The sequence below is a fragment of the Micromonospora sp. WMMD714 genome (genome assembly GCF_029581315.1).
Lineage (GTDB): Bacteria > Actinomycetota > Actinomycetes > Mycobacteriales > Micromonosporaceae > Micromonospora > Micromonospora rifamycinica.
In genome coordinates this window covers 151105-174034 of the sequence record NZ_CP120744.1, presented here as the reverse complement: position 1 = coordinate 174034, position 22930 = coordinate 151105, and the positions used below count along the sequence as shown (strand labels likewise).

At 72.3% G+C, this 22930-nt stretch carries 20 protein-coding genes and 2 tRNA genes; 15 read left to right on the top strand and 7 right to left on the bottom strand.

From position 1 onward, the window contains the following. The first annotated feature begins 64 nt into the window (after window positions 1-64). On the top strand, window positions 65-349 hold the full coding sequence (locus O7625_RS00760; RefSeq protein WP_067310700.1) for a hypothetical protein: 285 nt from the start codon (window positions 65-67) through the stop codon (window positions 347-349). Then, window positions 336-749, top strand: a complete 414-nt coding sequence (locus tag O7625_RS00755; protein ID WP_067310697.1) for a DUF5130 family protein — start codon at window positions 336-338, stop codon at window positions 747-749. Before O7625_RS00760 ends, O7625_RS00755 begins: the two co-directional genes overlap by 14 nt. A 96-nt stretch (window positions 750-845) precedes the next feature. On the opposite strand, the gene O7625_RS00750 is transcribed toward O7625_RS00755, so the two are convergent. Then, on the bottom strand, window positions 846-1409 hold the full coding sequence (locus O7625_RS00750) for a Uma2 family endonuclease (RefSeq protein ID WP_067310694.1): 564 nt from the start codon (window positions 1407-1409) through the stop codon (window positions 846-848). A gap of 83 nt (window positions 1410-1492) precedes the next feature. Continuing rightward, window positions 1493-4039, bottom strand: coding sequence for an aminopeptidase N (gene pepN, locus O7625_RS00745; protein WP_282346755.1), 2547 nt, complete (start codon window positions 4037-4039; stop codon window positions 1493-1495). A gap of 223 nt (window positions 4040-4262) precedes the next feature. Between pepN and O7625_RS00740 the strand changes: the two genes are divergently transcribed. The 3 genes from O7625_RS00740 to O7625_RS00730 all read left to right on the top strand — a co-directional run bounded on the left by O7625_RS00740 (window position 4263) and on the right by O7625_RS00730 (window position 6729). After that, a complete protein-coding gene (locus tag O7625_RS00740; RefSeq protein WP_282343555.1) occupies window positions 4263-4886 on the top strand; it encodes a DsbA family protein in 624 nt (207 codons plus the stop codon). Between the two features lie 100 nt (window positions 4887-4986). Next, the gene (locus O7625_RS00735) at window positions 4987-6189 is read left to right on the top strand and encodes a DUF1015 family protein (RefSeq protein ID WP_282343553.1); all 1203 of its coding nucleotides are present in this window, start codon (window positions 4987-4989) and stop codon (window positions 6187-6189) included. Window positions 6190-6261: 72 nt separating this feature from the next. Then, window positions 6262-6729 (top strand): ribose-5-phosphate isomerase, encoded by a 468-nt coding sequence (locus tag O7625_RS00730; protein WP_067310681.1) that lies wholly within the window; start codon window positions 6262-6264, stop codon window positions 6727-6729. A 145-nt stretch (window positions 6730-6874) separates the two neighbouring features. On the opposite strand, the gene O7625_RS00725 is transcribed toward O7625_RS00730, so the two are convergent. After that, window positions 6875-7207 (bottom strand): hypothetical protein, encoded by a 333-nt coding sequence (locus O7625_RS00725; protein WP_282343550.1) that lies wholly within the window; start codon window positions 7205-7207, stop codon window positions 6875-6877. 119 nt (window positions 7208-7326) lie between these two features. Here O7625_RS00725 and O7625_RS00720 point away from each other — a divergent pair, with 119 nt between their 5' ends. Together O7625_RS00720 and O7625_RS00715 are read left to right on the top strand one after the other, a co-directional pair. Continuing rightward, window positions 7327-7866 carry a hypothetical protein gene (locus tag O7625_RS00720; protein ID WP_282343549.1) on the top strand — a complete coding sequence of 180 codons (540 nt, stop codon included), beginning with the start codon at window positions 7327-7329 and terminating at the stop codon, window positions 7864-7866. Window positions 7867-8246: 380 nt separating this feature from the next. After that, complete coding sequence (locus O7625_RS00715; protein ID WP_067310671.1) at window positions 8247-9044, top strand: serine protease; 798 nt, start codon at window positions 8247-8249, stop codon at window positions 9042-9044. Window positions 9045-9202: 158 nt separating this feature from the next. On the opposite strand, the gene O7625_RS00710 is transcribed toward O7625_RS00715, so the two are convergent. After that, entirely contained in the window at window positions 9203-12028 is a 2826-nt protein-coding gene (locus O7625_RS00710; RefSeq protein WP_282343547.1) for an Hsp70 family protein, read from the bottom strand. A 142-nt stretch (window positions 12029-12170) separates the two neighbouring features. Continuing rightward, on the bottom strand, window positions 12171-13049 hold the full coding sequence (locus O7625_RS00705; protein WP_282343546.1) for a DUF3152 domain-containing protein: 879 nt from the start codon (window positions 13047-13049) through the stop codon (window positions 12171-12173). Window positions 13050-13210: 161 nt separating this feature from the next. Here O7625_RS00705 and O7625_RS00700 point away from each other — a divergent pair, with 161 nt between their 5' ends. The 3 genes from O7625_RS00700 to O7625_RS00690 are packed head-to-tail and all read left to right on the top strand — an operon-like array spanning window position 13211 to window position 15255. Beyond that, the gene (locus tag O7625_RS00700; protein WP_282343545.1) at window positions 13211-13708 is read left to right on the top strand and encodes a SigE family RNA polymerase sigma factor; all 498 of its coding nucleotides are present in this window, start codon (window positions 13211-13213) and stop codon (window positions 13706-13708) included. Beyond that, the gene (locus tag O7625_RS00695; protein ID WP_282343543.1) at window positions 13705-14511 is read left to right on the top strand and encodes a hypothetical protein; all 807 of its coding nucleotides are present in this window, start codon (window positions 13705-13707) and stop codon (window positions 14509-14511) included. Before O7625_RS00700 ends, O7625_RS00695 begins: the two co-directional genes overlap by 4 nt. 39 nt (window positions 14512-14550) lie before the next feature. Then, window positions 14551-15255, top strand: a complete 705-nt coding sequence (locus O7625_RS00690) for an SMI1/KNR4 family protein (RefSeq protein WP_282343541.1) — start codon at window positions 14551-14553, stop codon at window positions 15253-15255. 70 nt (window positions 15256-15325) lie between these two features. Here O7625_RS00690 and O7625_RS00685 read toward each other — a convergent pair whose 3' ends face one another. Beyond that, on the bottom strand, window positions 15326-15712 hold the full coding sequence (locus O7625_RS00685; RefSeq protein ID WP_282343540.1) for a CPCC family cysteine-rich protein: 387 nt from the start codon (window positions 15710-15712) through the stop codon (window positions 15326-15328). Window positions 15713-16735: 1023 nt separating this feature from the next. Between O7625_RS00685 and O7625_RS00680 the strand changes: the two genes are divergently transcribed. Both O7625_RS00680 and O7625_RS00675 read left to right on the top strand, forming a co-directional pair. Continuing rightward, window positions 16736-17464, top strand: coding sequence for a response regulator transcription factor (locus tag O7625_RS00680; protein ID WP_348774007.1), 729 nt, complete (start codon window positions 16736-16738; stop codon window positions 17462-17464). Between the two features lie 1933 nt (window positions 17465-19397). After that, window positions 19398-20159 (top strand): tyrosine-type recombinase/integrase, encoded by a 762-nt coding sequence (locus O7625_RS00675; RefSeq protein WP_282343536.1) that lies wholly within the window; start codon window positions 19398-19400, stop codon window positions 20157-20159. 16 nt (window positions 20160-20175) lie between these two features. Here O7625_RS00675 and O7625_RS00670 read toward each other — a convergent pair. Next, window positions 20176-20249, bottom strand: a tRNA-Gly gene (locus O7625_RS00670). A gap of 277 nt (window positions 20250-20526) precedes the next feature. On the opposite strand from O7625_RS00670, the gene O7625_RS00665 reads away from it, so the two are divergent. The 3 genes from O7625_RS00665 (at window position 20527) to O7625_RS00655 (ending at window position 22923) form a co-directional block, all read left to right on the top strand. Then, window positions 20527-20600: transfer RNA gene (locus O7625_RS00665), tRNA-Pro, on the top strand. Between the two features lie 156 nt (window positions 20601-20756). Beyond that, window positions 20757-22109 carry a trigger factor gene (gene tig / locus O7625_RS00660; RefSeq protein WP_282343534.1) on the top strand — a complete coding sequence of 451 codons (1353 nt, stop codon included), beginning with the start codon at window positions 20757-20759 and terminating at the stop codon, window positions 22107-22109. Between the two features lie 172 nt (window positions 22110-22281). Next, a complete protein-coding gene (locus O7625_RS00655; protein ID WP_067310650.1) occupies window positions 22282-22923 on the top strand; it encodes an ATP-dependent Clp protease proteolytic subunit in 642 nt (213 codons plus the stop codon). The last annotated feature ends 7 nt before the right edge of the window (window positions 22924-22930 follow it).

The following is a 22930-nucleotide window of genomic DNA, read 5'->3' as shown; positions in this document are numbered from 1 at the left end:
CCGACCCGGAAGCTCTGGTCTCTCTTACCGCCTGGGGGCGTTGGGATTGTCTGTCACTGACACGTTGCTGATCTTCGTCGGCATCCCGGCGGCGGTGGTGCTGGTGATCGTCGGGCTGGTCTACGCCGCCAACCACGGCAGCGGCGGCGGCGCCAAGCGCTACCGCCCCGGCCGACGCTTCGACTTCACGCCCGTCTGGTTCCTGGGCCGCCCGGAGCAGCTGGCCGACTCGGCCGGCACCGCCCTGGCCGCCGGTGCCCAGGCGCCGGCGCTGACCAGCCACAAGCAGCAGCAGGCCGGCATCGAGGCGCCGGCCGGTGGAACCGGAGGCGCAAGTGACCGTTGGTGAGCAGGTCGACCAGGCCGGTACGGGCACCCCGCCCGAGGTGCTGGACGGGCCGTTCTCGACCCGCCAGCTGCTGCGCATCGACGAGGCGCTGCGCCTGGCCGACCAGGGCAGCGGCCTGGTCTTCTCGGTCTACGTCGGCGGCCTCGACGAGCCGGTCCGGGAGCACGCCGAGCGGCTGCACCGCCAGCTCGCCGAGCCGGACAGGTCGGTGCTGATCGCCGTGTCGCCCAACCAGCGCCAGCTGGAGGTCGTCACCGGCCGGTACGCCCGCAAGCGCATCCCCGACACGTACGTGAAGCTGGCCGCGCTGTCCATGGTGGCGTCGTTCGGCGGCGGGGACCTGGCCGGCGGCATCATCCAGGGCCTCGACCAGCTGGCCAGCCACGCCGGTCGGGGCTGAGCCCCACCCGCACGTCCCGAACAGCCCGGAGCCCGGCCCGCACCCCGCGGACCGGGCTCCGTCGCGTCCGTTGGTGCCGAAGCGGCCGGCTGCCGGTCAGCGGGGCCAGTCGCGGGGATCGAGTCGCATCGGCCACGGCTCGTCGACCGGTACCGGCTCATCCGGGCCGACGGTGCCGAGCAGGTTGTAGTGCACTCCCTTGACCAGGGTGTACCGGTAGACGACGGGACCGAAGTCGCTCCGCTCCACCCGCCAGTAGGCGGGAATGCCGGACTCCGCGTAGAGCGCCGGTTTGGTCAGGCGGTCGTGGCGACGGCTGTTGGGCGATTCCACCTCGACGACCAGAGCGACGTCCGACGGGTCGGCCCACATCCGGTCCCGGGGGGCACCCGGCCGGAGCACGGTGACGTCCGGGATGAGGTTACCGGCCGGCACCCGGACCCCGATCTCGCGGATCACCCGCCAGTCGGCGGGCGCGCTCTGCCGCAGCGCCATCCGGATGTCGTCCGCGAGTTCGTGATGGTACGGGCCGGCCGGAGGGGTCACGTGCAGACTCCCGTCGATGATCTCGTAGCGGTTCCCGTCCTCGGGCAGCTCGTACAGGTCCTGTTCGCGCCAGTCCCGCTCGGGTGGCCGCCACTCGTACGTCGGCTGTGCCATCGCTCACCTCCTCGGCCCACGATAACGGCCCGGGGCCGGCGTGGGCTCGCACCCGCGCCGGCCCCGGGCCGTGCACCTCGACGTCAGCCGCTGCGGGCGTCCCGGGCGCGGGCCTTCAACGCGCGGACCACCCCGTCGCGCCCCTCGGCCACCAGCCGGCGCAGCGGGGCCGGGTGGCCGTCCCCGGCGAGCCAGGCGTCGGTGGCCGCCACCGTCTCCTCCTCGACCAGATAGGCCGGGTACGCGAGCTGCACGAACTCCTGCGCCGGCTCGCTGTCCCGCTGCGCCCACACCTGCGCCACGGTGGCGAAGTAGCGCTCGCGGTACGGCGCGGTCAGCGCGACCTGCGCCGGGTGGGTCAGCCCCTGCAACAGCGCCCGGTTACGCCAGTTCGGCAGCGCGTCGGCACCGGTCAGCAGGGACCACACCGCCGCCTTGTTCTCCTCGGTCGGCACCAGCGCGTGCGCGTACGCGGCCTCCCGCTCACCGGAGGCCGTCCGGTCGCCGGCCAGCTCCGCCTCGATCTCGGCGGTGCCGGCGGCCCCGTTGGCCACCAGCGACTGCAACACCGTCCACCGCAGTTCGGTGTCGATGGTCAGCCCGGCCGGCACGCCGGTGCCGGCCAGCCAACCGCGCAGCGTCGCCAGGTCCTCGTCGGAGCGGGCCGCCGAGGCGTACGCGCGGGCCCAGGCGAGCTGGAAGCCGCTGCCCGGCTCGGCCGCCGCCAGGGTCGCCTTCGCGGTCCGCGACAGCGCGGCCCAGCCGGTCGGCGCCCAGGCGGGGTCGGCGTAGAAGACCAGCGCGGTGCTGGCCTGCCGCAGGGTGGCGGTGACCAGGTTGATGTCGGCCTCGGCGGGCAGCCCGGCCAGCACCAGCGCCACGTAGTCGCGGGCGGACAGCTCGGCGTCCCGGAGCATGTCCCAGGCCGCCGTCCAGCACAGCGCCCGGGCCAGCGACGACTCGAAGCCGGCGATGTGCGGCACCACGGTGGCCATCGACCGCTCGTCGAGCCGCAGCTTGGTGTACGTCAGGTCGTCGTCGTTGAGCAGCAGCACGTCGGCGGCGGGCCGGCCGTGCAGCGCCGACAGCTCGGTCTTCTCGCCGGTGACGTCCACCTCGATCCGTTCCCGGCGGACCAGCCGGCCGTCGGTGAGGTCGTACAGGCCGACCCCGATCCGGTGGGTGCGCAGCGTCGGGTGGCCGGCGGGTGCCTCCTGCCGGACCAGCACCCGCTCGTAGCCGCCGTCGGCCCCGATGGTCACCTCGGGACGCAGGGTGTTGACCTGGGCGGTCTCCAGCCACTGGGCGGCGAACTTGCGCAGCTCCCGGCCGGAGGCCGTCTCCAGCTCGGTGAGCAGGTCGTCGAAGGTGGCGTTGCCCCAGGCGTACTTGGCGAAGTACGCCCGCAGCCCGGCCAGGAACGGCTCCTCGCCGACGTACGCCACGAGCTGCTTGAGCACGCTGGCGCCCTTGGCGTACGTGATGCCGTCGAAGTTGACCTCGACCGCCTCCAGGTCCGGCATCTCGCAGTAGACCGGGTGGGTGGAGGAGAGCTGGTCCTGCCGGTAACCCCAGTTCTTGCGGATCGACAGGAAGGTCGTCCACGCCTCGGAGAACCGGGTGGCGTGGGTGTTGCACCAGTGGCTGGCCCACTCGGCGAACGACTCGTTGAGCCACAGGTCGTTCCACCAGCGCATGGTGACCAGGTCGCCGAACCACATGTGGGCCAGCTCGTGCAGGATCGTGTTGGCCCGCTGCTCGTACTCGAAGTCGGTGACCTGCGAGCGGAACAGGTAGTGCGACTCGGCGTGGGTGACGCAGCCGAAGTTCTCCATCGCGCCGGCGTTGAAGTCGGGCACCCAGAGCTGGTCGTACTTGGGCAGCGGGTAGCGCACCCCGAACTGCTGGTGGAAGAAGTCGAAGCCCTGCCGGGTGACCAGGAACAGGTCGTCGGCGTCCAGGTGGGGCGCCATCGAGGCCCGGCAGAAGACCCCCAGGTCGATGCCGTCGTGGCTGTCCCGCACCTCGTGGTACGGGCCGGCGCAGAGCGCGGTGATGTAGGTGCTCATCCGCGCCGAGGTGGTGAAGTGGACGGTCTTGAGCCCCTCGCCGGCCGGTTCCTCCCGCTCGGCGGGCATGTTGGAGACCACCCGCCAGTGCGCCGGGACGGTGGCGTGCCAGGTGTACACGCTCTTGAGGTCGGGCTGGTCGAAACAGGCGAACACCTTCTGCGCGTCGGCGGTCTCGAACTGGCTGTAGAGGTACGTCTCACCGTCGACCGGGTCGACCGTGCGGTGCAGGCCCTGGCCGCTGTTGGAGTAGCCGAACTCGGCGTCCACCACGAGCACGTTCTCGGCGGCCAGCCCGGTCAGCGCCAGGCCCTTCTCGGCCGACCAGTCGGCGAGGTCCACCGGCTCGCCGTTCAACGTGGCCGCGCGCACCGACTCGGCGGCGGTCTCGATGAAGGTGCCGGCACCGGGTTCGGCACAGCGGAACCTGACCTCGGTCACCGACCGGAAGGTGCGGCCCTCGGCCTGCACCGCGGTCGACAGGTCGAGGTCGATGTCGTACCCGGTGACCTCCAGCAGGCGGGCCCGCTCGGTGGCCTCGGCCTGGGTCAGGTTGCGCACTCCTGGCACTTTCGTCTCCATCCCACTCTCGCCGCCTCACGGCTGCGCCAGCCCCTGCCGGCCGCTCGTGGCGGCGACCCGAGCCGAGTCTTCCATGCACCGACCGTGCGGTGGTCGACGTCACGCTCTCATTCCGCTACCGATCGGTGCCGTCCGGGGTGAGGATCGAAAGGCCAGCCTGTCGGGCCTGCCGGCCGGCCCGGCCCGAGGAAGGGACCTGACCGTGACCGAACGTGTCGCCGTCGACATGTGGTTCGACCCGCTGTGCCCGTGGGCCTGGATCACCTCCCGTTGGCTCCTGGAGGTCGAACAGGTCCGCAACGTGGAGATCAGCTATCACGTGATGAGCCTGGCGGTGCTCAACGAGGGCCGGGAGCTGCCCGAGCAGTACCGGGAGATGATGGAGCGGGGCTGGGGGCCGGTGCGGGTCTGCATCGCCGTCGAGCAGGCGCACGGCGGCGCGACGCTGGCGCGGCTCTACACCGCGATGGGCACCCGGATCCACCTCGGCAAGGAACCGCTCGGCCGGGAGATGATCACCGCCGCGCTGGCCGACGTCGGGCTGGACCCGGCCTTCGCCGACGCCGCCGACTCCACCGGGTACGACGAGGCGCTGCGGGCCAGTCACGAGGCCGGCATGCGGCCGGTCGGCACCGACGTCGGCACCCCCGTGGTGCACGCCCCCGGCCCGGACGGCGGCACTGTCGCCTTCTTCGGCCCGGTGGTCACCCCGGCCCCGAAGGGCGAAGCCGCCGGCCGGCTCTGGGACGGCGTCCTGCTGGTCGCCGGCACCCCCGGCTTCTACGAGCTGAAGCGCTCCCGCACGCTGGGGCCCATCTTCGAGTGACCCGGCCCGGGGCGGGCCCGGACGACGGGACGGTTCATCTGGTGGACCGGCCCCGGGGTCGGCGTGATGGTGGGTGCCCGCGCCGGTAGCGTCAAGCCCCATGACGGTCGTGCATCCGATCACCCGGGCCTGGATCACCACTGGCGGCACCGGCGCGCAGAACTACGACGAGTTCGCCGACGACGCGGAGATCACCGCGATCATCGAGGCGAACCCGCACAGTGCCCTCGGCATCGAGATGCCCCACCGGGCGCCGGAGAGTCTCGGGAAGTCCTTCCTCGATTCGCTCGGCGACGCGGTGGCCCGGCTCACCGAGGCGAAGGCCGACGGTAGCTACACCCCGGCCGAGCAGGTCGTCGTCCTCTACCGGATCAGCGCCCCGGGCGAGGAGCCGGCGTACGGGCTGTTCGCGATGGTCGACACCGACCAGATCTCCACCAGCGCCGACGAGCCCGGCCTGGTGATCCGCAACGAGGACGTCTTCATCGCCAAGGTGCGGGAGCGGGTCGCCCTGGCCGAGGCGCTGGGTCACCTGCTCTCGCCCGTACTCCTGTTGCAGACCGGGCGGGGCGACGAGCTGCACGCCGCGCTCGCGGCGGCGACCGACGCGGCGGGCGTTCCGGCGGCCACCGACACCGACCAGGCCGGCCGGACGCACGCCATCTGGCTGCTCGGCCCCGGCCCCGACCAGGACGCGCTGACCGCGCTGGCCGGCGGCGGCGAGCTGGTGGTCGCCGACGGCAACCACCGCAGCCTGGCCGCGCAGACCGGCGGCTTCCCGCGCTTCCTCGCGGTGGTCACCACGCCGGCGTCGGTCGCCATCCAGCCCTACAACCGGCTGGTCAGCGAGCTGACCAGCACCCCCGACGAGCTGCTCGACCGGCTCCGCGCCGCCGGGGCGCAGCTCGCCCCGATCGACGGCCCGGTCGAGGTCCCGGCGGCCGGCGGCACCGTGCACCTCCGCCTCGCCGGCCAGGGGTACGCGGTGACCCTGCCGCACGACGCCGACGCCGCCCGGCTGGAGAACCTCGACCACGCCCTGGTCGAACGGCTGCTGCTGCGCGACGCCCTCGGCCTCGACCCGGGCGACAAGCGGATCACCTACGTCGGCGGCGACTACCCGGCGAGCTGGCTGACCGGCGAGGTCGACGCCGGCCGGGCCGAGCTGGCCGTCCTGATCGCCCCGGTGACCGTGGACGACTTCGTCGCGGTCAACCTGGCCCGGGAGAAGATGCCCCGCAAGAGCACCTGGTTCACCCCGAAGGCGCGCGGCGGTCTGGTCGTCGCCGAACTGCCCCGCTGACCGTGTGACGAATCCGCCCCGGCACGCCGCCCCCACGGCGGGCCGGGGCGCGGCCCTGACAGACTGCCCGGTATGCGCGTCTACCTGGGATCCGATCACGCCGGCTTCGAGTTGAAGGTGCACCTGGCCAATCACCTGGCCAAGCAGGGATACGAGCTGGTCGACCTCGGCCCGCACGCCTTCGACCCCGACGACGACTACCCGACCTTCTGCCTGCACACCGGTGACCGGGTGGTGGCCGACCCGGGCAGCCTGGGCGTGGTCATCGGCGGCTCCGGCAACGGCGAGCAGATCGCCGCCAACAAGGTCGTCGGCGTCCGGGCGGCGCTGGCCTGGAGCGTCGAGACCGCCCAGCTCGGTCGGCAGCACAACGACGCCAACGTGGTGGCCGTCGGTGCCCGCCAGCACACCCTGGACGAGGCCGCGGCCATCGTCGAGGCGTTCCTCACCACCCCGTTCTCCGGCAACGAGCGGCACGGTCGGCGGATCGCCCAGGTGGCCGAGTACGAGCGCACCCGCGAACTGCCCGACCTGCCCTGACCCGCCCCCAGACACCGACCGGGCCGGCCGTCGGCTGGCCCGGTCCCGGCCCGCCGCCCGGCCCGGCCCGGGTGACGCCGGTCACCGGCCCCGGTCCGCCGGGTCAGGCCCGGTCACCGGCCCGAGCCGTCCCCGGTGACGCCGGTCAGCGGCCCGAGCGGGGCAGGTCCTCCCGGGGCACCCAGTTCCGTCGGATGATCACCAGCCGTTCCTCGGCCTCGGCCAGGTCCCGCTCGGTGGGCCGGGCCGCGTCCCGGGCGCGCAGCGCCGCGCTCACCCCGACCTGCGACGAGCCGGAACCGACCAGCCCCCGCAGTCCCCGCTCGCCGTCCTCGCCGCCCGGGGCGGACCGCCGGGGTCGGGGTGCGGCAGCCCCGTCGTGTACCTCCGCGGTGACCGCGGCCGGTGGCCCGTCCGTGCCGTCCGCCGGCTGGGGTGAGTGCCGTAACCGGCGTCGTCGCCGCTCCGCATCCGCCATCTGCCGACCGTACCGCCCGGCGGCCCCGGGCCGGGTCGGCCGCGGCGGTTTGTCCGCTCGCTACCCTCGAAGACGGTGGACCGGTCGACGGCCGGCACCGGTCATGGGGAGGAAACGAAATGGCAGACCAGACACAGCCGTGGGCCGAGCGGACCGTCGAGGTGCCGCCCCAGCCCGGTGTCGGGGTGCCGCCGCAGCGGGATCCGTTCCGCCGGGGCGTCGCCTCGGTGGGGCAGCCCCGGGCTCCGCGCACCGAGCCGTTCCCGGTGGTCGACCACGACGACTCCGGTTGGGCCGAGCCGGCCGCGCCGCGCCGGCCGATGAGCTGGCACGTCGAGCAGTTGCGCCGGGGCGGTGAGTGGAGCGCGGCCGGCGCGCTGTTCGCCTTCGTCTGCTGGGGTATCTGGGCCATCTCCGGCCGGGGCGACCTGGGTGCCCCGCTGCTCGCCTTCCTGCTCAGCCTGCTGGTGGCGGCCGGCCTCTTCGCGCTCTCCCGGCTGCTCGGCCGGGTCGTCTTGGAGCGCCAACTGGGCCGCGTCCGCCGCAGCGCACGCGGCGCGCACCTGGTGACGGGGATCTTCCTGGCCGGGGTCGGCATCGCCTACCTCCAGCAGACCCAGTGGGTGATGGACGCCTGGAACTTCCTCACCGGCAACTGACCGCCCCGCCGCCGGTGACCGGCTGCCCCGCCCGTCGCTGATCGGCTGCCCTGCCGGCCGGTGACCGATCGCGCCGCCGGCCGGGCGCGGGTGGTGGCCCGGTACGGCGGGCGGGCCGGGTGGTGTACCCGGTCCGCCCGCGTCCGGTCGCGGGCTGACCCACGACTCCGGTCGACTCCACCAGGCCGGGCGCTGTCTTACCCCGCCGAACCCTCTTCATCCCCCTCCGCCGGGTGACCCCACGCCCGCGTCGGTGCTGCCCACGGGGCGGGAACGTGGTCGTATGACCTCATCAGTATGTTGAGCTCCGTCGATCTATCGCTCTAGGCTCCCGCCATCGAACCGGCGCTCCACCGGCGCCGCCGAGGGTTGGAGGCCCAGTGAACCGTTGGCGCAGTCTCATCGGCCGGACGGCCGCCGCGATGGTGGCGATCACCGCCGGGTCGCTCGTCCTGACCGCCCCGGCCACCGCCGCGCCCATCGCCGACCCCGCGCCGTCGGTCGTCGGCGGCACCCGGGCGGCCCAGGGCGAGTTCCCGTTCATGGTCCGGCTCTCCATGGGCTGCGGCGGGGCGCTCTACAGCCCCCGGCTGGTGCTCACCGCCGCCCACTGCGTGAACCGCACCGGCAACAACACCAGCATCACCGCGACCCTCGGCGCGGTCGACCTCCAGTCGAGCAGCCGGATCCAGGTCAAGTCCAACTACGTCTACCGGGCCCCCGGCTACAACGGCAGCGGCAAGGACTGGGCGCTCATCCGGCTCGCCACCCCGGTCACCTCGCAGGCCACCCTGCCCATCGCCACCACCACCGCGTACGACAGCGGCACCTTCACCGTCGCCGGCTGGGGCGCGGCCCGCGAGGGTGGGGCGCAGCAGCGTTACCTGCTCAAGGCCACCGTGCCCTTCGTCAGCGACGCGAGCTGCTCCGCCTCCTACCCCGGTGAGCTGATCGCCGCCGAGGAGATCTGCGCCGGCTACGCCAGCGGTGGCACCGACACCTGCCAGGGCGACTCCGGCGGCCCGATGTTCCGTCGGGACGCCGCGAACGCCTGGATCCAGGTGGGCATCGTGAGCTGGGGGGACGGTTGCGCCCGACCCAACGCCCCCGGCGTCTACACCCAGGTGAGCACGTTCGCCGCGTCGATCGCCTCGGCCGCCGCCAGCCTCGGCGGCTGACCGGCCCGGCACCCGTACCCGTTTCCCGTCGCGCCACCGACCGTCACCCCGGCGGTCGGTGGCGCGACGGCGTCCGGTGCTCCGGCCGGCTCCCGCTCCGGCCGGCTCTCACACCCGCTGTCTCCCGCTCGGCTGTCGCCCGCTCGGCTGTCTTCCGCTCAGCCGTCGCCGGCGAAGCGGTACAGCACGAAGTCGCGCTCGGCCCCGCACACGATGGTCGAGGTGTTCCACGAACACGACTCGCTGCGGACGCCCTGGAGCTGCCCCATCTCGGTCAGGTCACCGGCGGTCGACACCCCGGCGATGCTGCGGTCGTCCTCGAAGCTGCTCGGGGTCTCCGCGAAGACCAGCAGGTTGCCGGCGTCGACCCGGGCCGCCGTACCCTTCCGGTCGGCCAGCACCGTCTTGCCGGCCGGGTCGAAGAGGCTCACCGTGGTCTTCGGCGAATCCCGCCGGACGAGCAGGTGCTCACCCACCGGCACCAGGTCGCGGCCGCCCGCCGCCGGCCACCGACGACTGCCCTCGCCCTCGGTGGCGGCGACCACCTCGGTCCGCTCGGCCTCCCCGTCCGGCACCTCGAGCAGGCAGGCCCGGTGCTCGCCGCAGGCCACCAGCCCGGTGACCCGCCGCTGGTCGCCCGCGCTGTAGAGCACCGTCGGCTCGGCGAGACTGCCCAGGTCGTACCCGAGGAGCTTGTACCCCCGGTCCTCCTCGACGAGGTACAGCCGGTCGGCGTGGGCGACCATCCGGTCGGTGACGTCGGCGACCCCGTCCCGGCGGCGCAGCACCTTGCCGCTGTTCATGTCGAGCACCCGGACCGACCGGTCGGCCCCCACCTGCACCAGCCGGTCGGCGTCCCCCAGCCAGGGGGTGCGCGGAGCGCCGTCGAACTGGGCGGGACCGGCCGCGCCCGCCCCGGTGCCGACCGGCAGCACCGTGGTCCGGGTGTCGCCGTACTCGCTGCGCGGGTTGGGCTGCTCCCACTGCTGCCTGCCGTCGCGCAGCCGCAGGCCGACCAGGCGGCTGCCGCCGCCGTCCACCCACACCAGGGTGTCGGCGGTGACGTGCACCGCGTCGTCCCCGTGCACCGGCAGCCGCCACCGTTCCCTGCCGGACCCGGCGTCGAGCACCACCACGTCCCGTGGCGTGCTGTCGCCGGCCGCGTCCGCGACGGCCAGCACCGCCCCGGGCACCGCCCGGACCCCGGTCCACCGCTGGGCGCCCGCCGCGATGGTGTTCCGCCACGCCTGTTTCCCGGTGCCGGCGTCGACCGCGACCACCGTCAACCGGTCGTCGGGGAGCTGATAGGCCAGGTACGCGCGGTCGTCGGCCACGGCAGTGAACATCGCCGTCGGCCGGTCCCCGTCGGCGGCGGGCCGGGCCACCTCGGTCAGGATGTGGAAGTCGAGCGCCGGGTAGCGGTCCCGGGTGAACCAGAGCGCCGCCGCGCCCAGCACCCCGGCCAGCGCCAGGCCCGCGCCGAGCCCGATCCACCACCTCCGACGTCCGCGCCGCACCGGCCCCACCGGCTGGCCGCCGGCCTCCGGCGACGTCGGCGATCCCGTCCCGGGTACGCCCGGCCAGCCCGCCCCCACGGGACGGCCGCCCTGACCCGGCACGCCGACCGGCGCGGGAGCGACCGGTGTGGCCAGCAGCGTCCCGCCGGTCGCCGCAGCCGGCAGCGTGCCGCTCGGCCCGGCGGGGAGGGTGCCGCTCGGCCCGGCGGGGAGGGTGCCGCTCGGTGCCGCGGGAGTGCCGTCGTCCGGTCCGGTCGGGGTGGTGCCGGGCGGTCCGGCGGGCGGGGCGAGGGCCGCCGCGCCGGCCGGTGCGGGACGCCCGCTGCGGCGGGGCAGCGGCAGGTCGGTGAGCGCGCCCTCGGCCACCGGCAGCTCAGGCTGCTCCAGCACGGTCGGCGCGACGCCCAGCTCGGTGTGCAGCAGCCGGGCGACCAGCGGAACCCGGGACGAGCCACCGACCAGGAAGAGCCCGGCGAGCCGGTCCGGCGTGAGCCCCGCCTCGGCGATCACCTCGCGGGTACGGGCGACGGCCCGGGTCAGCAGGGGAGTGGCCAGCCGCTCCAGGTCCTCCCGGGTGAGCGGCACGGTGGCCTCCAGGCCGGGTACCGCGACCGGCGCGACGCTCACCCGGGACAGCATCTCCTTCGCCCCGCGTACGGCGTCCCGGAGCTGCTGCCGGTCCCGCCACTGGCCGGTCGTCTCCGGCCGGGTCAGCCGGCCCCAGAGCGCCGGATGCTCCCCGCCGACCAGCTCACCGAGCCGGCCGAGCAGGGCCTCGTCGAGGTCGAGCCCACCGAGGTCGGCCATCCCGCCGGTGGCGATGACCGTGAATCCCGAGTCGCCCCACGGGTCGGCGCCCTCGTTGCGGACGACCGCCACGTCCAGCGTGCCGCCGCCGAAGTCGAACACCGCGACCGACTCGCCCACCGGCACCGGCCGGCGCAGCACCTCGGTGTAGTAGCGGGCCGCCGCGACCGGTTCCCGCAGCAGCCGGGTGCCGACCGGCACCGGGCCGGACATCGTGTGCTCGGCCGCCGACGGCCACCCGGCCAGGCTCAACGCCTCGTGCAGGACCTGTCGCCGGGGTTCCTGCCAGGCGGCGGGGTAGGTGACCACCGCCGGGGGCAGGAAACCCACCGTCGCCACCGCCTGCTCGGCGACCGCCCACAGGGTCGCGGCGAGCAGCTCCGCCGGGGCGTACGACCGGTCGCCGAGGGGCACCGTCGGCTCGTCCACCCGACGCTTCGGGTTCGGCTCGTAGCGGGTCGGGTCCGCCTGGGCCAGCCGTTGGGCGTCCCGGCCGACGTGCAACCGGCCGTCGGTGTCGGCGTAGACCCCGGAGGGAAGGATCGGCTGGCCGTCGACGAGCAGCGGCCGGGTCCGCCCGTCCGGCCAGCGCAGCACGGCCACGGTGTTGGAGGTGCCCAGGTCGACCCCGAGGGCGTATCCGTCCTGCTGGCCTGCCATCCGTCGCTACCTCCGCCGGGACGAGGGGATGCCCGGTCCCGCATGGTACGCAGCCCGCGCCGCCCCGGGCTCCGGCCGGTCCGTCGCGGGGTGGCGGCACGGCTCGGGGCGGCGCCGGCAGCCCCGGCGGCCCGGACCGGGCTCAGCCCCGGCGGCCCGGCTCGCGGGGCGGGATCGTGTCGGCGTAGGAGCCGGCCGGCCCCGCGTAGCGCCTCCCGTCGCGGTACGGCCAGGCGTTCGGGGTGCAGCCGTGCAGGCCCAGCGTCTGCTGCTGCATCACCGGTGCGGGTCGGCCCCGCCCCGGGCACCGCTCGTGGCCGTGGCCGAGCCGGTGCCCGACCTCGTGGTTGACCACGTACCGCCGGTAGGTCTCCAGGCTCGCGCCGTAGCCCGGCACGCCCTTCACCCAGCGGGCCACGTTGACCACCACCCGGTCGCCGTTGCGGCACGAGGTGTAGCCGTCCGCGGCGTCCCCGCACAGCTCGTCGCGGGTGCCCGGGGTGGCCAGGTGCACGGTGAAGTCGGCGGGTCCGCCGGGGCCGACCCGCCACAGGCGCAGCCTCCCGCCCGAGGCCCAGCCCTGCGGGGCGGTCAACGTCGCGCCGACCTCGGCTGCGAACCCGGCCACCGGCAGCCCCCGGATGTCCCGCTCCACCGCCACCCGGTAGCGCACCAGCCGGCCGGTGCCCGTGGGGGCCGCCGGCTCCCCGGCCGCGACCTGCCAGCGGTTGCTCCCGTCCGCCGGATAGCTGACCGGGGCGGTCCCGGCCCGGCCCGCCGTCGGCCCGCCACCCGCCGCTACAGGTCCGCCGGTCGCCGCGAGCGGTACGCCGCCGACCGCTGCCGCAGGTCCGCCGCTCGCCGTCGGCCCGGCCGCCGCTGCCGGGTCGGCCGGTCCCGCCGCAGCCCGGTCCGCCGTCGTGGGCACCCCGCAGCCGGCCAACCAGCCGGCCACCAGCAGCGCCGCCGCCGGCCGTCGGAACCGGCCGCTGCCCCGGTGAGGGCTACCCTTCGTCGCCATGACGCTCCCTCCGCCCGGCGCCGGTCGGCGACGGGTAGCGGGAAGGACGGGCGGCCCGCCGCCAGAGTTGATCCGTCCCGGACTCAACCTTTCGGTGGCCCGGCCCGTCCTGTGTGTCGTGAGATGCGGGAAGTGCGGGCCGGGATGCGGGAAGAGCGGGCATGGCCCGGGGTGACGCCGAGTTCGTCGAGTTCGCCCGGTCGGCCTCCGGTCGGTTGACGCATGCCGCCTTCCTGATGACCGGCAACCACCACCAGGCCGAGGACGCCGCGCAGACCGCGCTGGTCCGCACGTACGCGTCGTGGTCGCGGATCCGCGACGAGGACGCCTACGGGTACGCCCGGACGGTCCTGGTCAACCACCTCGTCGACGGGTGGCGGCGGCCGATCCGCGAGTACCCCACCGACGAGCTGCCCGAGCAGCGGCACGGTGACGTCGCCGAGGACGTCGCCACCCGCCGCTGGCTGCTCGCCATCCTCGGCGCGCTCAGCCCCCGCGAGCGGGCCATCGTCGTGCTCCGCTACTACTTCGACCTCCCGGAGGCGCAGGTGGCCCGCGAACTGGGCGTATCGCTCGGCACGGTGAAGAGCACCAGCTCCCGGGCGTTGCAGAAGCTGCGCGCCACCGGTACCCCGACGCCCCAGGGCGCCCCCCGGTGAACGAGCTGGAGCAGCTCCGCCGGGCGATGCGGGCGACCGAGGGGCCGTACCACGACGATCTCGACCTGACCGCGATCATGCGCGACGGCCGGCGGCTGCGCCGACGCCGCCGGTTCGTCGGTGCGGGCGCGACGGCGCTGGTCACCGTGCTGGTGGCCGGCGGCGTCGGGTTGGGCGTGCGGTGGGTACGGCCGCCGGCCCCGGACCGGCCGCCCGTCGGCGGCGCCGTCGCCCCCACCGGTGCCTCCCCGGCCACCCCGCCGGGATCCGCCCCCACCCGTATGCCCCCGGCCACCCCGCCGGGATCCGCCCCCACCGGTGCGCCCCCGGCCACCCCGCCGGAAACCGATTCCCACCGGCGGCCGGTCGGCGACGTGGTGGAGACCGGCATCTGGTACGGCGGCGGTCAGCGGGTGTACTACATGGTGGCGGTCGACCTGCCGGAGGCGTCCGGGGTGCGGATCGGACTGATGGCCGGTCGCCGTACCCCCGCCGGGGACCTGACCGACGACATCGTCGTCAACGACGTGCGGGGCAGCGACCGACGACCGGGTTTCCACGAGATCGGGTACGACGACGCGACCCCCTCGGCGAACCGCCCGCCGGTGCCGACCTTCGGCTACTTCGTCGGCCCGGTGAGCCGGATCGTCGGCACCGTCGACGGTCGACAGGTCGAGGCCCGGCTGGCCCGGTGGAGCACCGACCCGGAACTGGTGATCTTCTGGTTCAACCCGGCCGACCTCACCCCCGGCGTGCGCCTCGACGGCATCGTCGCCCGGGACCGGACCGGTCGGCTGCTCTGACCCGGCCGGGGCGGGCCGGATGCTTGTACCGTCGCGGGCATGACAGGTGGCGACTGGTCAGACGTCCGGGGCCGGCTCGCGCGGCTGGCTGCCGCGCCCGGTGCCGGCGCGGTGTTCGGCTCCTCCGATCACGGGTGGGAGCTCGAACCGCCGCTGACCGCCGGGGAGTTGGCCGAGGTGGAGGCGCAGCTCCAGGTGGAGCTGCCCGCCGAGTACCGGTCCTTCCTCCGGGAGGCGGGCCGGGGCGGCGCGGGACCGGCCTACGGGCTGTTCCCGCTGCGCCGGCGCGACGGGCGGTGGCAGTGGGAGGGCGACGGCGCCGACCTGACCACGCTGGAGGCCCTGGGGCGGCCGTTCGCCCACGTCGAGGCGTTCAACCCGGCCGACGGCCTCCCCGCCCACCCCGACGAGGACGACTACGACTCGCCGGAGGCGTTCGCCGCCGCGCAGGACGCCCACTGGGAGCAGCACGAACGGGTCGTCCTGACCCCGGAGCACTCGGTCGGCCTGCTGTACCTGTGCCATCTCGGCTGTGCGCTGCGGGAGGCACTCGTGGTCAGTGGTCCCGCCCGGGGCCGGATGTGGGCCGACGACATCGCCGAGGGCGGCGGCTTCCGGCCGCTGTCCGACGACGACGGCACCCCGCTCGGTTTCGCCCGCTGGTACCGGCGCTGGCTGGTGGCCGCCGAGGGCGAGGCCGCAGCCGGTGGGACCGACGTCCGGCAGCGCGCCTCGGCGCGGTAGGGGAACTCGGCGCGGTAGGGGAACAGGTGGCGGCGGCGGACCGCTGCGATCACGCCGCGCGGGTCTGCGGTCAGGTGGACGACGACCCCGTGCCGTCAGGGGGTACGGCCCCGGGCGGGTACTCCTCGGGCAGGGGCGGCCGGACGTGCCTACGGTCCCTCGGATCGGCCGCCGCGTGCACGGCGAAGTTGCGGCGGGCGTCGAGCAGGCTCAGGTCCCGGTTGGGGCCGCCGCGTACCCGGTCGGCGTCATGGTCGTCCTGACCGTCGTCCTCCCAGAAGCAGACGTCGCAGATCTCGAAGCAGCCCCGCTCGCCCAGGGTGAGATAGCCGCAGCACGGGCAGGCGTACAGCCCGGCCGCCGGCCCCCGGTCGACGAACGTCCCCTCGTCATGACGCGCCACGACGTCGAGCCTTCCACAGGACGCCGCAACGAGCACGGCCCAGACAGCGATCATGCCGCTGACCTGGGCCGGAAGGTGTGGAGCGGGCGACGGGAATCGAACCCGCACCGTCAGTTTGGAAGATCGTTTCCGGCTGACCTGATCTGTCCGGATCGCCTGGTCAGCGGTCGGGTCGTCGTGCCCGATCATGACCGCCGGGGACCGTCTGGGACACCAGCTACTGGCACGTGGCTGGCACGGCCGCGCGGAGGGTGCGCGGCTGTCCTGGCGGCGAGCGGCGACCCGCCCCCAGCCGTTTAGGCGGGGGCGGGTTGCCGTCCCGGCCGCTTTCCGCGTGCCTGGAGCAGGTTCTACGATGGCAAGTCGGCGAAGCCGGCGCGGCAGCGATCGCCGCAGCCACGACGGCCACCAGCCACCCACGCGATTGTTACGGCAGACTATGCCCACTCGTGGCGTATCAGTCCACGACCTATGGAAGTAGCATCTATCTCCAACCCTCAAGAGCTCAGGACGAGATGGTGAATCCCTGGTTGCAGGCTGGTCTGTCGGTCGTGATCGGTTTAATGACGGCGGCCGGCGCCTTGATCGGAGTCCGACTGTCCGTGCATGGGTCTGATCGGGCGACCGAACAGCGGGAACTAGCAGGGCGCCGGGAGGAATGGTGGCGACGCTTCACCTGGGCAGCAGAACTCGCACTAGATGATGCTCCGGTAAAGCGGGTCACAGGGCTCAAGTTGCTGACTAAGCTCGCACAGTCCGATTTGGCGAAGCGCGACGAGTGCCTGCTAATCGATGTATTCCAAGGTCGCGTACTCGATGAGCTCTTGAGTGACCTCTCGGGGAACAGTGAGGGCGGCCATCGCTATGACCGAGCAGCGTGACCTAACCGCAGAGCATGTAGCAGCCGCTCAACTGCGCGTCGTTCTGGATCAAAAGCTCGGCCGAGAAACGCCCGAACCAGTCAGGCTTATTGCTAGTTACCGCAGCAAGTCGACTACGTACACCCCAGTATCATCGCAGCGGAAGAAACCGAACGTCCCTCGAAACGCGTCAACCAGCCCCGGCGAGCAGTCAACAATGCCGCTGGGTGATGAGGAAGCACCGCCAAAATCCCGCATCGGAGTGGCCATCGTCGATAGCCATCCGATGGCGATCGAAGGTGCTCGCTCGTGGCTTGCCGCCGAGCCTCGGCTGACGCTGCTCTCGACAGGCGCGGACCTAGAGACTTTGTTGGCCGATGGGCAGCCCTCAGTCGATGTGATCTTACTCGACTTGAGATCGGGCGACCGATTGGTGATTGACAAGGTCGCCGAACTCAGTCGGGCAGGTAGGCGAGTGGTGGTCTACTCAGAAGACACGAGCCCTGACACTGCCATGTCTCTGCTGGAGGCGGGCGCAGTCGCATTTCTTGGCAAGCATGAGTCGCGCGAGCACCTTGTCCAGTCCCTACTTGCAGCGGCCAGCGATCGACCCTACGTGACGCCCGTCCTGGCTGGGGCGATCGTTGCCGACCGAAGTACCGACCGCCCGGTGCTGTCTCCCAAAGAACGCGAGGCCCTTCTGCTCTGGTTTCAGTCAATGTCGAAGGCATCGGTGGCGCGTCGAATGAGAATCAGCGAATACACCGTCAAGCAGTACGTCGACCGAGCTCGGATCAAGTACGCCCGGACTGGTCGACCCGCTGCGACCAAGGCGGCACTGTTAGCCCGAGCTATTGAGGATGGCCTTATCCGCCCCGATGAGATCGGCCCCGATGCGCGTCGCTCCGAACCGATTAACCAGTCCGGCCAGGGAGAAACGGCCTGAAGCTCTGACTATGCACGGACACTGTGCCGGTGGCGCTACTGCTCGCGTAAAGACTATGGGGGTGCAGTGCCCAGGCCAGTAGATTGCTTCCGTGTGACCCGCCGCGCTGGCCGATGCCGGCCGGAGGCCGCCAGCAGGCCAAGTGCGGCGGGGGGCGCGCTTGCGCGGCCCCTTGATCCTAAAGAGAGCGATTCGGCAGTGCTGGGTTGAAGCCGGATGTCCGGTCACAGGGCATGCTTGACGGCCCCGTCGCTCAGTTCGTCACCCGGCGCACCTGCCATCTATTGATGGTCGCGTTCACTTCCGTGGATGCGACTCTCCGCGCGTCACTTGGCGTTGAACTGTTGCCGGGTGACAGGCGAACCGGGTAAAGGACACTCATCCCCTGCTGAGCTGCGCGGACACCAGGCATCGATCGTCACCGTTAGGCACCGTCGGTCGACACCTTACGGCCTGGCGACGGCCTGGCAACGACAAGGCCGGTTGTTCGGGCTGTCAGCTTGGGAATCGCATGAGTCTGCTCACTGGCAGTCGTGGCAGCTTACGAGCGACTACATATCGCTGGTCTTCAGGGACAGTTACGGCGTTCGCTCGGACCACTGCTGACCGCTGTATAGGGTACGCGTCGGGCACGGCTGCACCGCCGTCACCCTTGCAGCGGTCGGAGTCGGCTGCGCGGTAGGAGACGCCGGGATCACAGAGACAGGAACCGTTGTCGGCGTCACCTCGCCTGAGGGCGTCTGCGGGAACAGCCAAGCGCCCAGCGCAATGAGCACACTGGCGACTGTGGAGGCCAGCACGATCCGCTCGCGACGCCTGCCGGCTGAGTCGATGCGAGCCTGCGGGGTGGAGGTCGAGATCTCCAGCAGCGCTACGGTGAGATGCACGGTGACGACTGACTCGCGGTCGGACCTTGGTGACATGAGGAAACCACCCCTTGAAGGGTTGTTTCCGGGTGCCTAGTCCCGGGGCGGCGATGACTTCGCGCAGGCCCTATGAAGATGAAGCTCTAGTGTAGCCCAGACCCTGGCGCGAGCGCGGCCACAGCGACGACCCGCCGCTTCCCTGCCACATACGCCGAACACGCGGCCGTGAACGCCTCAAATGTATCTATCAAGTAGAGCCCATGGCGGCATCTAACCTCCCATACTCGGAGGTCCGGCGGCCCATCCAGCCAACGGGGCGCATAGGCCAAAAATGCAGCTCTACCCGGCTTATCACCGCTAGGCAGGATCCTTCCTGATGGCCCGTCCCTAACCATGAAGTCGCCCCTCAGTTGCAACAGAAGCCATCCCTTTATGAGGTAAATAACCAGCAATGGGCAGTTTCGAGGACAGTACACAGATAGGCGTTCAAGTCTGCGACGTGCGGCACCAGGCAGGGTGTAGACCCAACTGAGAGCGTCGCCCGCTGAGTCGAGGGGCCATTGGTAGAGTTGGGATGCCACCGGATACACCTCACGGTAATCACTGCCCTCGGCCACACAGGCGATCAGACGGTGCCCGACCTGCCGATACGCAATATCAGGCCATTCCCCGCTGCTGCCTGCGCGATGGGTCACGCTTCTCAATTCTGCTCCTGGCGTCAAGCATCCCTTGACCGGCTCGTCGCGGGCAGGGGCCAGCGTTGCCGGCATGCGAGGCAGTGGTGGGGATGCGGCGTGAGCATCACGGGCAGGTTCCCGCCTGCCGGCAAGGCCGGCCCGAGGGGTCGCAGAGGCTCCGGGGCCAAGGGCGGCCGCAGGGCCGTAGCGTAGCGACGCGAAGCGCCCTTGAGGTCGGAGGGGCGGCCCCGCATCCTTTTATCACACGCCGGAGCGCCCGGTGGCGACCGTCGCCCAGGTGCTCGCGCTCGCCGGGCGGATGCCGCCCCGGTTCGCCGCGCTGGTGATCGTCGCTGCGTTCTCCGGTCTGCGTTGGGGCGAGTTGGCGGCGTGCGGCGCTCGGACGTCGACCTCACGGCCGGCACGGTCCGCGTCCCGCGCAATCTGGCCGCACTGCGCAACGGGATGGAGTTCGGTCCGCCGAAGTCGGCGGCGGGCAACCGTACGGTGACCCTTCCGGCGGCGGCCCGGACGGTGCTCGCGGACCACCTGGCCGCATACGTGGGGGAGGGGCCGAAGACGTTGGCCTTCACCGGGGACAAGGGGGCGGTGCTGCGTTCCGGCAACTTCCGCCGGGCGGTCGGCTGGGCGTCGGCGCTGCGGGCGGCGGGCATGCCGGCCGGGTTCCACTTCCACGATCTGCGGCACACTGGCAACAACCTGGCGGCGGCGACCGGGGCCAGCACCCGGGACCTGATGCACCGGATGGGGCACGCGAGCATGCGGGCTGCGCTGGTCTACCAGCACGCGAACGGCGAGCGCGACCGGGAGATCGCCTACGGCATGGACCGCCGGATCACCAAGCAGGCGAAGCGGGCGGCGGCCACGGCCAGGTCGAGCGAGGGCAAGGGAGAGACGTCCAAGGTCAAGGCGAGCGATGCCCAGGCCAAGGCGTCCAAGGGCAAGCCGGCGAAGCGGAACGCGACCGAGGCGAAGCCGGCGGCCCGTAGGCCGGTCAAGGGCACGAAGGCGGCCCGTCCGGCACGCGGACCCGTCTCGGGCGGCACGGCCGGTCTACTGGCACGCCAATGGCACGCAAGATCAAAGACGGCTAGTACGAGAACGGCCCAGGCTCGGCGAGTATGCCGCTGAGCTGGGCCGGAAGGTGTGGAGCGGGCGACGGGAATCGAACCCGCACCGTCAGTTTGGAAGACTGAAGCTCTGCCATTGAGCTACGCCCGCGTACGCCCGGCATCCCGGGACGCGCCGCCAGCCTACCCCCACCCCCGGCCCCCCGCGCACCGGCATTCCCACCCACCCCACCCCCTCCTCTGTCCTCCCTCGCTCCGGTGATCAAGAGGTTTGCGTCGCTCCAGGGCGATCCCGGTGACGCAAACCTCTTGATCACCGGGGCGAGGCGCATGGGGCGAGGTGGCGCGGGGCGAGGCCGGGGGAGGCGAGGCGGTGGGGATGCCCCGGGGTACCGGGTGGGGCGCGACGGCATACACTTCTTTGGCCACGGGGTGTGGCGCAGCTTGGTAGCGCACTCGCTTTGGGAGCGAGGGGCCGTGGGTTCAAATCCCGCCACCCCGACTGCGCGCGTCCGGGTGACCCGGGACGACGCCGATTCCGCGCGGTACGCCGGGCGCTGCCGGGGCAGCGTCCCGGCTCGCCTACACTCGATGGGCACAATCACGCCCAGATCCAACCCGCCCAGACCCAAACTGAGATCCGTCAAGGAGTACGCCTGTGAAGAGCACCGTCGAGACTCTGAGCCCGACGCGCGTGCGGCTCGCCATCGAGGTGCCGTTCGTCGAGCTCGAGCCGAGCCTCAAGAAGGCGTACCGGGAGATCGGCCAGCAGGTCCAGGTTCCCGGCTTCCGTCGGGGCAAGATCCCGGCCGCCGTCATCGACCAGCGGGTGGGCCGGGGCACCGTGCTGAACGAGGCGGTGCAGGAGGCCATCCCGCAGAACATCCTCGCCGCGGTCCGCGAGCACGACCTCAAGACGCTCGGTCGCCCCGAGGTCGAGATCACCGAGTTCAACGACGGTGACTCGCTCAACTTCACCGCCGAGGTCGACGTCCGGCCGGAGCTGACCCTGCCGGACCCGGCCACCGTCGAGGTGACCGTCGACGAGCTCCAGATCGACGAGAGCGAGATCGACGAGCAGATCAAGAACCTGCGCGAGCGGTTCGCCACGCTGAAGACCGTCGAGCGGGCCGCCGCCGAGGGCGACTACGTGCAGATCGACCTGAACGCGACCGTCGACGGCGAGGACGTGCCGGGCGGGTCGGCGAGCAACATCTCGCACGAGGTGGGCAGCAAGCAGCTCCTGCCGGGGCTGGACGAGGCCCTGGTCGGTCTCGCCGCCGGTGACGACACCACCTTCACCACCCAGCTGGTGGGCGGCGACTTCGCCGGCCGCGACGCCGAGGTGGCGGTGACCGTCCGTACGGTCAAGGAGAAGGAGCTGCCCGAGCTGGACGACGACTTCGCCCAGATGGCCAGCGAGTTCGACACCATGGACGAGCTCCGCGCCGACCTGCGGGAGAAGGTCAGCCGGGGCAAGCGGGTCGAGCAGATCTACGCCGCCCGGGACAAGGCCCTGGAGCAGCTGGTCGCGGCCGCCGAGGTGCCCGCCCCGGAGGGCGTCGTCCGCGAGGAGGTCGAGAGCCGTAAGCAGGCGATGGTCGACCAGCTGGAGCGGATCGGCGCCTCGATGGAGGAGTACCTCGCCGCCGAGGAGAAGACCGAGGAGCAGATCGACGCCGAGCTGGCCGAGGCGGCGACCGAGGGTGTCAAGATCCAGCTGCTGCTGGACACCCTGGCCGACGCCGAGGACACCCAGGTCTCCGACGACGAGTTCGGGCACGAGATCGTCCACCGGGCGCAGCGCGCCGGGATGGCCCCCCAGCAGTACTACGACCAGCTGGTCCGCTCGGGTGCCGCCGGCGCCGTCTTCGGCGACGTGCGGCGCGGCAAGGCGCTCGCCGCCATGATGGAGAAGATCACTATCAAGGACTCGGCCGGCAACGAGGTCACCCTCGACGCGCTGCGGGCCGAGAGCGAGCAGGCGCACGACCACGACCACGAGCACTGACCCACACCCGGTAGGCCGCCGTCCGCCCGTTGCGGCAGACGGCGGCCGAACCCCTTTTCCGGGTACGTCCCGAGCCAGCTGCGCTGAGAGCGAACAGTGCCGCGACCGGGAGTCGATCACCCGGTCGAGCGGTTAATGTCGGGGACGACGGTACGGAGAGCGAAGGGCTGCCATGACCGACATGCACATCCCAGCGAAGCCGCTCCGGGCGATCGAAGCCCGCGGTGGCGACACCATTGGCAACCTCGACGACTCGGTCTACAACCGGTTGCTCAAGGAACGCATCATCTTCCTCGGCAGCGAGGTGAACGACCAGGTCGCCAACCGCATCTGCGCCCAGCTGCTGCTGCTCGCGGCGGAGGACCCGGACCGCGACATCTTCCTCTGGATCAACTCGCCGGGTGGCTCGGTCTACTCCGGCATGGCGATCTACGACACCATGCAGTACATCGACAACGACGTGTCGACCGTGGCGATGGGCATGGCCGCCTCGATGGGTCAGCTGCTGCTCTGCGCGGGCACCAAGGGCAAGCGGTACGCCCTCCCGCACGCGCGGATCATGATGCACCAGCCGTCCGGTGGCCTCGGCGGCACCGCGTCGGACATCGCGATCCAGGCCGAGCAGATGCTCTACACCAAGCGGATGTTCCAGGAGCGGGTCGCCCACCACACCGGGCAGAGCCAGGCGCAGATCGAGGCCGACTCGGACCGGGACCGTTGGTTCACCGCCCAGGAGGCGATGGACTACGGCTTCATCGACAAGGTGATCATCGGAGCCACGCAGGTTCCGGATGGCGCCGGGACCTTGAGCTGAGGAGCTG